Genomic DNA, 11,567 nt, shown 5'->3' on the forward strand with positions numbered 1-11,567 from the left:
CAATATAGACAAATAAATAAAGCGGGCCAGCAACGTACTGGCAAAGCGCAGTAACATAACAAAAGTCAAACATTGGCGAATAAGCCGATGCGTGCCGGGAATATTATTATGAATAAACACTTTTATCGTCTCGTTTTTAGCCGCGCCCGCGGTTTGCTTATCGTCGTGGCTGAGATTGCCTGTCAGCATCAAGGCGCTGGTCGTACAACACTCAAAGCTAAAGCCACTACTGCAAAACCAAAAGTGTCGGCACTGAGCACGCTTTGCCATGCGCTCTATCTGTCACTCGGTTTAATGACGATAACGCTGCCTGCACAGGCAACGGTGGTGATTGCTGACAAAACCGCGCCAGGCAATCAACAGCCAATTATCGGTAAAAGCAGCAACGGCACGATACAAGTGGATATTCAAACGCCGAATAACAATGGCATCTCCCAAAATAAATATTCGCAGTTTGATGTCTCCAAACAGGGCGTCATCCTCAATAATAGCCCGAACCTGTCGAATACCGAACTGGGCGGCTACATTAAAGGCAATGATTATTTGAAGGCTGGTGGTGCCAAGATTATTCTCAATGAGGTTAATTCGAAAAATGCCAGCCAGCTCAACGGCTATATCGAAGTGGCCGGTCAAAAAGCGCAGGTGATTATTGCTAATGGAGCCGGCATAACCTGTGATGGCTGTGGTTTTATCAATGCCGACAGGTCAACCCTGACAACCGGTACGCCGATCATTGAAAATGGTCAGCTTAAAGGCTATCAGGTAGAGCAGGGACAAATCAGTATTACTGGCAAAGGGCTGGATGCGACACGGGCTGACTATACCGATCTGATTGCCCGCAGCGTATCGGTCAATGCCGGCTTATGGGCGAACAATGCAACGGTGGTTACCGGTCGTAATAAGGTCAGTGCCGATTTAAGTCAGGTTCAGCCGTTGGCCGATGATGATAGCATCAAGCCACAACTGGCGCTGGATGTCTCGGCGTTAGGCGGCATGTATGCCGGTAAAATTACGATGATCGGCACCGAAACCGGTGTCGGGGTGAGTAATGCCGGTGAACTCGGTGCCAGTGCCGGCAGCATTAGTATTACCGCTGATGGTCAGATTGCCAACACCGGTCAGATGCAGTCTCAGGGCGATCTGACGCTAAGCAGTCAGCACAATATTGACAATCATGGTCAGTTATATGCCAAAGCTGGTTCGATCAACTTGACCGCTAAAGGCGATATTGAAAGTACCAATACCGTTGTCGCTAAAAATAATATTGATCTGCGTGCCAGCAATATCCATCTGACTAACACGGCGCAATTAGCCGCCGGCGTGGATGAGCAGGGCCAGTTAACCCAGCCCGGTAATCTGACCGCTGAGGCTGACAAGGTCATCACGTTGGAGAATCAAAACCGCGCCACTGGTCAGTTGCATCTTAAGGCCGATACCCTAAATAATACCGGGCTGATTGATAGCCAGCAGACGATGATTGAAGGACAGACGGTGAATAATTCAGACAATGGTCGGATCTATGGCGATAGCGTGGCGATTGGCGCTAAAACTCTAAATAACTTTGCTGTCAATGCAGGTAAAGATCCAATTATTGCCAGCCGTGGCCGGCTGGATTTAGGCATTGGTGAACTTAATAACCTGAAACATGCCCAGATCTTAAGTTTAGGCGATCTGATCATTGCCGGCCACCTCAATAGCCAGTATCAGGCTGAAGGCCGCGGCCAAACCATTAATAACCACTCAGCTTATATCGAAGCAGGTCAGGATATGACGGTGAATGTTGATACCCTGAATAATATCAATGATGATCTGCAAACCGACATCTTCTTAATTGATGAGCATAATGTCACGGAATATGCCTTTAATACTTCACCGGATAAACGCTATAAACCTGAGGAAGTTGCAATTTATTGTGTGGGTTGTGGTGATGCAACTAATTATTTAGAGTTGAAAGTGATACAAACGGGTCAACTAACACAATATTTTAATACCTATAACTATGTTGAACGGACTTATGAAACTAAAATTGTCACCACGGATCCAGCCAAATTCATCAGTGGCGGTAATCTGACCATCAATGCCAATACCGTCACCAATGATAACAGCCAGATTATTGCCGGTAAAACCGCCCAGATTAATGCCGATGAACTGAATAATCTCAATACCATTGGTGAACATCGTATTGTGCGAGCTGGACAAAGGGTCTATACCTATAAACATAAAGAAAAAGGCACATTTGGTGAAACCAGATATTATTCTAAGCATGATTACTATGCCTATAACCCTGCCGATGAGGTCTCTGAAGTCGATCTGGCGACCGGCGTCATTTTAAATGATCAAGCTGTTGAGTCCGGTTCAATCAATGACGAGCAGATGAAACTGCCCAATAGTTCACTCTATACCGTCACCAAAGACAGCACGAAAAACTATCTGGTTGAAACCGATCCTAACTTCACCAACAAACAAACATGGCTCAGCTCAGACTATATGTTTGAGGCCATGAAAAAGAGTCCAGATAATATTCAAAAACGCTTAGGCGATGGCTACTATGAGCAGCAGCTGATTAAAGACCAAATTACCGCCTTAACCGGCCAGCGTTACCTGCCCGGTTATGACAGTGATATGGAGCAGTATAAGCAGCTGATGGACGCCGGTGTCACCTTTGCCCAGACCTATGATCTGACCATTGGCGTCGCGTTAACTCCCGAGCAGATGAAGGCCTTAACCACCGATATGGTCTGGATGGTCAGTAAAACCGTCAATATTGATGGTCAGGATGTTGAGGTGCTGGTGCCGCAGGTCTATATCGTTAATCATGCGCAGGTCACACCACAAGGTAGCCTGATTGCTGGCAAGAATGTCCAGATAAGTACTGTCGGTGATCTCAATACTAATGGTGGTATCGCCGCGCGCGATACGCTGGCTTTGGCAGCGAATAATCTTAACAGCAAAGGGGTATTAAGTGGCGATAAGGTGCAAGTAACTGCTAAACAAGACATCAACGCCAGCGGCACCATCTTGGGTGATAAACAGGTCAGCTTAAGCGCGGGTAATAACGTCAATTTGGTCACCACCACTCATACCGAGACCAATCAACAAGGACTGGCGCAAAATAGTAAAACCAATATTGATCGCGTCTCATCGGTGCAGGTCAACAGTGGGGATATGTCCATTACGGCCGGTAAGGATGTCAATCTGGTCGGCGCGATGGTCATCAATAATGACGCTGACGGTAAAACGGCGATTGCGGCCGGTGGTGATCTCAATATCAGCACCATCACCACGCGCGATCAAGAGCAGAGTATTAATAGCGGTAGTGACTACCGCCTGAGTGATGTACAAAAAGCCCAGGGTAGTGAGGTTATCACTAAAGGCGATCTGAGTTTAACTGCTGGCGATAAGCTGGCCGTGAGTGGCAGCCATATTCAAGCAGATAAACAGCTGTCACTTACCGCAAAACAGGTTGATATTACCAGCGCGGCCGAGCAGGCGCAGCTGGATATGCATCATGAGTCAAGTAGTAGTAGCACTTTCTCCAAAACCAAAAATACCACTGATGTACAGGTCAATAATCAGACTCAGGTAGGCAGCCAGCTCAGCGGCGGCAGTGTGGTGATTAAGGCGGATAATGATCTGTCCATTTTGGGCAGTCAGGTGGCCAGCAATAAAGAGATGAACCTGACGGCAGGAAATAACGTCAATATCGGTAGCAGCGAAGAGTCCTACTATAGTAAAGAGCAGCACACCTCGAAAACCTCCGGCCTGCTGGCCGGCGATGGCGGCATTGGTTTCTCAGTCGGCAAAGAGAAAGATCGCCAGACTGACACCGATACCGAAAAATCGTACCTAAGTAGTATGGTAGGTAGCACCGATGGTAATGTCAGCATACAAGCCGGTCAGGATATTGGCGTCAAAGGTAGTGATGTGGTGGCCAAAGGCGATATTAGTCTACAGGGGCAGAATGTGGCTATCACCGCTGATGATGCGCAGACCCATTCGCGTAGTGAATACGTCTATAAGAAGACCGGCTTAACCGTTGGCTTAACGGGTACCGTCGCCGATATCTATCAGGCTAAACAGGCGATAGAGAGCGCCAAAGCGCGCGACAATGACACGCTCACCGCCTTACAGGCGATTAAAGGTGGCTTAACCGTGGCCGGTGGCGCCTTAGATACACAGATTAGTAATCAACAGGGCGATAAACAAGCCTCAATTGGCGTAAGTGCCAGCTTTGGCAGCCAGAAAACCGAGCGTACCACCAATCAAGATAACCATACTGTTGCTGGTGCCGGGATTTCTGCCGGTCAGAATGTCACCATTAACGCGACAGGCAATGCCGCTAAAACCGATGGCGATATTACCGTACAAGGCAGCCAGGTGACCGGTGGCAAAGATGTGACCCTCACCGCCAATCGCGATGTCAATGTGCTCGGAGCAGTCAATACCCAGCATACCGATAAAACTGAAACCTCGTCGGGCTCGTCAGTTGGGGTTGGCGTGAGTGTAGGGGGGAATCAGCCGGGTATCAGCTACACAGCCAGCGGCAACTATAGCCGTGAGCGTGAAAATGCCGAGGGTAGTAACTGGACGCAGGGCACGGTGCAGGCCGGTAATAACTTAACCGTGAAAACCGGTCAGGATGCCAATCTGATTGGCGGCCAGCTGAAGGGCGATAGCGTAACCGCTGATATCGGCAATAATCTCAATATTAAATCCCTGCAGGATAGCGATAACTACGATTATGAGAAGTTATCTGGCTCTATCAGCGGGTCTGTTGGTAACAGCGGCTGGAGTGCGAATCTATCGGAAACCAAAACCGATATGAACAGCAAATGGGCCAGCGTCGTTGAGCAGTCGGGTATTTTTGCCGGCCAAGGTGGCTATGATGTGACTGTTGATAAAAATACCGATTTAACTGGCGCGGTGATTGCTTCCAAGGCCGAAGATAAGGCCAAGAACAAACTTGATACCGGCACGATTAGCTTTAACGATATTGAGAATAAAGCCGATTATCAGGTCAATAGTGAAACGGTCAATATTGGTATGGGCACCGGGCAAATTGCAACGCCGGGCGCGCCATCGATTTACCACAATGGTGATAGTGCGTCCAGTACCACTAAGTCAGCGGTGGAAGCGGGCAAGCTAACCATCCGTGATAAGGCTAATCAGCAGCAGGATGTGGCTGACTTAAGCCGTGATACGGCGGATGCCAATAATCCGCTGGCACACATCTTTGATAAACAGAAAGAGCTCGATAAGATTGAGCAGCAGCAGCTGATTAATGATATTGCCGCGCAGGCCAAAGATATTGCTAATAAGTATGACCGGATTGTAGCGCAGAATGATTTAGCGGATAAAAAAGATAAAATTATCAAAGATGCTGAAGATAAGTTTGCAGGTCTGTCTGAAGATGAGAAGAAACGCTACGGCAGCGCGGAAAATTATGCGAACCAAACTTACTACGATGCGGTGAGTCAGCAGGTGAGTGATAATGTCAGCAAAAATGTCGGCGGTATTGGCAGCAGCGTAAACAAAGGCATTGATGCGGCGACGTCCGTTATCACTGGCATATTAACCGGCAATATGGCGGGTGGCCTTGCTGGCGCCACTGCGCCCTATATTGCCGAAAAAATTAAAGAGCAGACCGGCCATTATGATGCAGATAATAAAAAGTGGATCAACGATGATCCCAATGCCAATCTGATAGCTCATGCGGTGCTGGGTGCCGTTGTTGCCCAGTTGCAGGGTAATTCAGCCTTATATGGCGCTGCGGGAGCGGCGGGCGGAGAGAAACTTTCTGCGATTATACGCGAGAACTTGTATAAAGATAAATCGGATAAAGAGCTTACCGAGTCAGATAAACAGAATATCAGTAATCTGGTACAGTTAGCTTCAGGCCTTGCTTCAGCACTTGCGAGTGGGGGTAATATGGGGGATACTGGAGCGTCGGTCAGTGCGAGCAAGAATGCGGTCGAGAATAATAATTTAGTACTCAGAGTTGGCTGGCAGTTAATCAAGCCAAGTGAACTTGGTAGTGGTATGCTTAATATAACGCCTGAATTAATGGCTGCAGGTGTATTAGCACAGAATGCGCAGATTGATTTGGATACAGCAAAGAAATTCGTTGATGGATTGACACAAGAACAAATAGACGTTTTAAATAAACAAGGTATCGATGTTAGTGATTCATCTTATTCAAAAGGTTATAAGGATGCCATCCTTGATCTGTACAATAAAAGTCAGAATGAAACCACAATAGCCATAGATCCAAATGATAAACCTAAATTGGAAGGTATCCCGATACCGGAAGAAAAGAAACCAATTGTACTTGAAAATCCGACGTTAGAGCAAGATAAGAATTCGGGTAAACTCACCAATCCGCTGCCTGAGCAGGACAAAAACTCAGGGACGCTAGCAGGTCCTGAAGTAGATGTTGGGGATTGGCAGAATAATATTCTTACATCTGAAAATGGAGATCCTGCGTTTAAAAATGGTTATATCTGGAAGCCTGAACAAGATGTAGATTTACGTGGAACAGGAAAAAATTTCCAAGATGCATTAGATGAAGCATTTAATAGAACAGGATATGATAAATCACAATTTAAGCCTGTAAGATGGTCTAAAACAGCAGATGGAAAAAGTATCCCTGTTGAATATTTAGGACCAGGAGGGGCTGAAGTTAATGTTGATATTGAACATTCAGGAACTAATTCCTTGGGAGTTCCTCATATTGGTTATCAAGTAGGAAGAAAAGGAAAAACGACAGGGCATATTTTAGTTGATGATGTTCCTGCTAATAGGTATCCGGGACAGCTAAAGGAGAATTGATAAAGTGGAAGATTTAGATAAACTAATATTTGAAAAAAGAATTATTACAAATTATTTATTTGAAGATGCTCAAAATCTAAATTTAAATATAAAAGAATTGTCACCAGATATCGGTAATATAATTATTCAAAAAGCAATAAAAAAATTTATTGATCCCCAAAAAGGTCCTTTATTATGTTATGGAATTATTTCTCCGTATGTATCAGCTAGTTTTCCTGATGAATGGGGCATTATTGGTGAATTACAGGAAGTTCCTGAAAATTTTTTCGTTTTTTTTGATAGCTATAAAGACAATCATGTCATTGAAATCAATAAAATTAGTGATTTTGGTAAATTAGTAGAAGAGACAATTGTCTTTACTTATTATATAGTTAACAAGGACCTTGATTTTTTAATTGCTTGGGATGCTGCTCATCAAGTTTTAATTGGTACAGGAAAGGCTCAAAACTGGATTAAAAATTTGATAAAACGCAGATCAGATGATGCTGTGCTGTTACAGTAAATTTAATAAAATCTAATGAATTGAAAGACAAATAGCCAAAAAATGTTTCAATACTATAAAATACTAGCTCATTATAAGAAAAATGAATAAAACTTATAATAAATAAGTCTCTTATAAAACCTTTTCATAACAATATATAAATAAGAATCTCAGTCTTGTAATCTGGGATTTTTTATACCTGCAATTAATCTTACTTTTCTATTACCGAAACAATTCTTAATAAAGAAAATCAGCAACAACTGATTAGTGATATTGTGGCGCAGGCGAAAGATATTGCTTATAAATATGACCGGATTCAGGCGCAGTTAGCTACAGGCCTTGCAACCTCACTTGCCAGTGGCGGGAATATGGGTGATACAGGGGCTGCGGTCAGCGCGGGTAAGAATGCGGTGGAGAATAACTTCTTGAGTGATATCGCAAAAGATTTTATGGAGATATCAAAACAAAGTGCGGAAGTAGAATGTGCTAGGAATGGATATTGTCAGGAGCAAGGTATTAGTAACTTTGAGAAAGATGCTTATATTGCCCATGTATCGAATGAAAACTTACAAAAAATAAATGAAACCTTGGAAGCACAAGCTGAGGGTGCTAAAATTATTGTAACTACTTCAGCAGCTTTAGCAACCATGGGAGGCAGCCTTGCTGCAGGGACAGCTCTTAGTGGACAAGGTATCATGATTGGTTTGGGTGTGAATGGAACTTACCAAGTTGCGACGAAACCTATTGAAGAATTTAGTTTTTTAAATTGGGGAATGTCAGGTTTGACTGGTGGACTTTCTAACCAAGGACTTGTTCCTATTATTATTTACAGTACTACATCGGCTGCTTTTGAATCTTCACTGAATGGTGAAAAATTGGGTCCATCTATGGCAGGGGCAACTGTGGGGAGTGTTGGCGGAAATATAGCCAGTAAACCTTTAGGCCCTGTGGGTGGAGCAATGATTGAACAATTAATTAATGATTTAATTAAAAATTCAATGAATACAAACAAGGAAAGAGGAAAAGATGATAAATAAAGTAAGCAATCTTTTCTTTCATCTGAAATTGTTAATATTCAATATTATCAGAGGTATTGTTATTTTTTTTGTAACCGCAGTAGTAGCTATTATTGTTGTTCGGTATATGGGGTATATGATTGATTGGGATCTTTTCTTTAGCTTTGAGTATATCTATAAAGTTATAGTGGGAGGCGGATTAATGGGTATTGCCGCTTGGTGGATAAAAATGTTTGGGTCAGGTAGTAAAAAAGATAAATAGTTTATAGTTAGAAAAAAGATCCCAGCCTAAAAACTGGGATTTTTTACATTTGCGATCTTTATCGCAGAACTGGAATAATTATCTTTCAACTATGCGATCTCTCTCGCAAGTTCAATAATAAGTTGCCCCTTTTTAGTGGTAATGGTCACGGCTTGCCCTGTGGTAAATCCGAGCTCATTCAGCCAGTTGCCTTTAATGTGTAGTGATGGGTGTTTGCTGTAGTGAGTGGTCATGAGGGTAGCTTTTTGCTGATGACGGACACTGACATAACCGATTTTATAGTGACGTTGCGACGTATCTCGCAAGGGTTGTTGTGTTGCTTTGGTTTTATCGTTTTTTACCGTAGAATGTGCGTTGTGGAGAATAACTTTTTGGGGTCTAACGGAAATCTTCTACCAGGTGTTGTTGAGGCTACAAGTGCAACAGAGCAAGTAGTGAAAGAGCTTCAGGCTGAGTGCGGTTCGGATTGTTCGGATGCACAATATCTGAAAGCTATGCAAGATGCTGGCATTATACCAAGAGCTCCGCTTATTCCTGCAGAGTTAGGACGTGAATTATTTGAAATGATACCGATAATAGGTGATTATGCATCAATTAGAAGAGCGATAGAAAATGATGACTATGAATCACTTCTTTTAAGTGTCACGCAGGTAAGCAGAGCCAGGGTCTTAGCCACATTAGGTAAAATGGCGTTATCAATGGGGAAATCATCTGATAGCCTGCCATCTGAGATTAAAACAGCAGTAAAAGATGAAAATAGTGTATCATTAGGGGCTGGAAAGGGGACGAGTACTGTAGATGCACTTCCAAATCCTTATGGAATTACTCAATCCCGAATTAATATGATGAAAGGAAGTCAAGCAAGTGGATCTGGCTGGAATCATGTGGTACATGAACATTACTCAGGTAAGTTAGGGAAGAGTCAATTTACAATTCCTCAAAGTGAGCTTCAGTCAATATTGCAAACTCCACAGGTCGTAAAATCTCCAATTACAGGTACTTTGTCTAGTACTAAAGGGGATCGTTATATTAGAGAGGTTGATATTGGTAGACCAATAGGAACTGATAAATTTAACAATCATCAGCCAACATCAATTATGACTATTCTTACAGATAAGCATGGAAATTTAATTACTGCGACTCCAGGGAGAATTAAATGAGATTAATTGGATCAAGAACTGAATCTATTCGACGAAGCGAGCTATTACACTCAGAAGAACTTATTAATAATAACAAGTTAATAGTTAACCTTTTGAGTGAGATGTATGGGGAAATAAAATCAGTCTATGTTCTCACTCATACACCAGATCAGGCAGAGGATATATATAGATTAATAGTCAATGGTGATTTTATAGTAGGCTTTGAGCTATCCCGAATAGATAATAAAATCAGCGAGATATTTGATATGCCAGTTGTAGATTATTCTAAACAAATAAAGAGTAAATCAGATAAATTAGAGTTAGCTATTGCGATAGATTTAGCTGCTAATAGATAAAAAATGGGATCCCAGCCTGATACTGGGATCTTTTTACCTATATTTAGATCTGTATCGCAAGTTCAATAATCAACTTGTTTTGCTCAACTTTAATGACGACAGGCAGCCCGGCATAAAATCCTATCTGCTCCAGCCAGCGCCCCTTAATGGTCAGCTGCGGTCTGGGGTTGGGTTTTATGCCTTGTGGGATATAACCAATGGTATAAAACCGCTCAGTCAGGGATGTTGTGCTGTCTTTGCATGTCGCTGTTTTTAGCTTAGAATGTACCTTAGCCATAGTTAACTCCGTGATAGTTAGTTGTGGTTAGCAGTGTTAAGGTGTTGTAGCACCTTAATGCTGCGCTATTGTTGTTACTATTTAATGTGTTATTGCTTTATGAGTCATCCTGTTTAACCGCATTACCCAATTAACTGCTTAGCCTGATGCTTCAATATCATGGCGTCTAAAATATCCCTGACCGACTTCTGCTCGTCCGGGTTCATCTGTTTAACCGCCTCAAACTTAAGCTTAAGCTCATCCTACGGCTCGCGTTCACTCTCTTCAAATATCGACCATCCGTGATAAGGCTAATTAGCAGCAGCTGATTAGTGATATTGCCGCGCAGGCCAAAGATATTGCCAATAAGTATGACCGGATTGTGGCACAGAATGTGGTGGATAAAGATCCGAAATTCGACAAAGATAAACTTAAAGCTGATTATGATAGATTGAGTTCTGAGCAAAAAGACAGTAAGGATTTTGATACCTACTATAACGAGATCTATTATCAAGCTGTCACCGATCAGGTCAATAACAGTAAAACTAACATTAGCGGTATTGGCAGCAGCGTAAATAAAGGCATTGATGCGGCCACATCGGTCATTACTGGACTACTGACCGGCAATATTGCCGGTGGGCTGGCTGGTGCCAGTGCGCCGTATCTGGCTGAGCAGATTAAACTGCATACTGGCCATCAAGAGCGTGATGGCAGCTGGACAATGGATGATCCGAATGCCAATCTGGTTGTGCATGCTATACTTGGCGCGGTAGTTGCGCAGCTACAGGGTAACTCCGCCTTAGCCGGAGCAGCAGGGGCTGCTGGTGGCGAGTTGATTGCTAATCAAATCCGTGAAACTCTTTATGGAAACCGAAAAGTTGAAGATTTAACTGAAACTGAGAAGCAGAACATCAGTAATCTGGCACAGCTCGCTGCAGGTCTGGCAACCGCCCTTGCCAGTGGTGGGGATATGAGCGATACTGGGGCTGCGGTCAGTGCGAGCAAGAATACGGTTGAGAATAATTATCTAACTGCAGAAAAAGATAAGGAAAAAACAGATTTAGAGCGTCAGCTCAATTCTTTATCGCCCGAAGAAAAGAGAAGGCTCAAGCAGTTATTGATGAACTGAAAAAATCCAGCGAGGATAAAAATCAGGCTTTAGCACAAGCTTGTACTAACTTAAGTTCATCAGAATGTGTAAAATTAAGAGAAGATTTAAAGGCTGCAGC

General features: G+C 43.3%; 9 protein-coding genes. 7 read left to right on the top strand and 2 right to left on the bottom strand.

Going from position 1 to position 11,567, the window contains the following annotated elements; translation table 11 throughout:
- The first annotated feature begins 108 nt into the window (after nt 1–108).
- From RHO15_06435 to RHO15_06450, 4 genes are all read left to right on the top strand, one after another.
- Nucleotides 109–6,828 carry a hemagglutinin repeat-containing protein gene (locus RHO15_06435; GenBank protein WVD63115.1) on the top strand — a complete coding sequence of 2,240 codons (6,720 nt, stop codon included), beginning with the start codon at nt 109–111 and terminating at the stop codon, nt 6,826–6,828.
- Between the two features lie 4 nt (nt 6,829–6,832).
- On the top strand, nt 6,833–7,330 hold the full coding sequence (locus RHO15_06440) for a hypothetical protein (protein ID WVD63116.1): 498 nt from the start codon (nt 6,833–6,835) through the stop codon (nt 7,328–7,330).
- A gap of 254 nt (nt 7,331–7,584) precedes the next feature.
- The gene (locus tag RHO15_06445; GenBank protein WVD63117.1) at nt 7,585–8,346 is read left to right on the top strand and encodes a VENN motif pre-toxin domain-containing protein; all 762 of its coding nucleotides are present in this window, start codon (nt 7,585–7,587) and stop codon (nt 8,344–8,346) included.
- Nucleotides 8,336–8,587: a hypothetical protein gene (locus tag RHO15_06450; protein ID WVD63118.1), complete on the top strand. Its 252-nt coding sequence runs from the start codon at nt 8,336–8,338 to the stop codon at nt 8,585–8,587. Before RHO15_06445 ends, RHO15_06450 begins: the two co-directional genes overlap by 11 nt.
- 89 nt (nt 8,588–8,676) lie before the next feature.
- On the opposite strand, the gene RHO15_06455 is transcribed toward RHO15_06450, so the two are convergent.
- Nucleotides 8,677–8,892 carry a SymE family type I addiction module toxin gene (locus tag RHO15_06455; protein WVD63119.1) on the bottom strand — a complete coding sequence of 72 codons (216 nt, stop codon included), beginning with the start codon at nt 8,890–8,892 and terminating at the stop codon, nt 8,677–8,679.
- 51 nt (nt 8,893–8,943) lie between these two features.
- Between RHO15_06455 and RHO15_06460 the strand changes: the two genes are divergently transcribed.
- Nucleotides 8,944–9,747 (top strand): hypothetical protein, encoded by an 804-nt coding sequence (locus tag RHO15_06460; GenBank protein ID WVD63120.1) that lies wholly within the window; start codon nt 8,944–8,946, stop codon nt 9,745–9,747.
- Entirely contained in the window at nt 9,744–10,082 is a 339-nt protein-coding gene (locus RHO15_06465; protein ID WVD63121.1) for a hypothetical protein, read from the top strand. Before RHO15_06460 ends, RHO15_06465 begins: the two co-directional genes overlap by 4 nt.
- A 43-nt stretch (nt 10,083–10,125) precedes the next feature.
- Here the strand turns inward: RHO15_06465 and RHO15_06470 are convergent, their stop codons facing one another.
- Entirely contained in the window at nt 10,126–10,359 is a 234-nt protein-coding gene (locus tag RHO15_06470; protein WVD63122.1) for a SymE family type I addiction module toxin, read from the bottom strand.
- Between the two features lie 361 nt (nt 10,360–10,720).
- Between RHO15_06470 and RHO15_06475 the strand changes: the two genes are divergently transcribed.
- A complete protein-coding gene (locus RHO15_06475) occupies nt 10,721–11,467 on the top strand; it encodes a VENN motif pre-toxin domain-containing protein (GenBank protein ID WVD63123.1) in 747 nt (248 codons plus the stop codon).
- Nucleotides 11,468–11,567: the final 100 nt, after the last annotated feature.

The organism is Orbaceae bacterium lpD01, assembly GCA_036251705.1.
Classification (GTDB): Bacteria; Pseudomonadota; Gammaproteobacteria; order Enterobacterales; family Orbaceae; genus Utexia; species Utexia brackfieldae.

What these genes read in the sequence shown, in the direction of transcription:
- RHO15_06435 (WVD63115.1), top strand. Translation starts at nt 109, where the DNA reads ATGAATAAACACTTTTATCGTCTCGTTTTTAGCCGCGCCCGCGGTTTG.
- RHO15_06465 (WVD63121.1), top strand. Translation starts at nt 9,744, where the DNA reads ATGAGATTAATTGGATCAAGAACTGAATCTATTCGACGAAGCGAGCTA.
- RHO15_06470 (WVD63122.1), bottom strand. Translation starts at nt 10,359, where the DNA reads ATGGCTAAGGTACATTCTAAGCTAAAAACAGCGACATGCAAAGACAGC.
- RHO15_06450 (WVD63118.1), top strand. Translation starts at nt 8,336, where the DNA reads ATGATAAATAAAGTAAGCAATCTTTTCTTTCATCTGAAATTGTTAATA.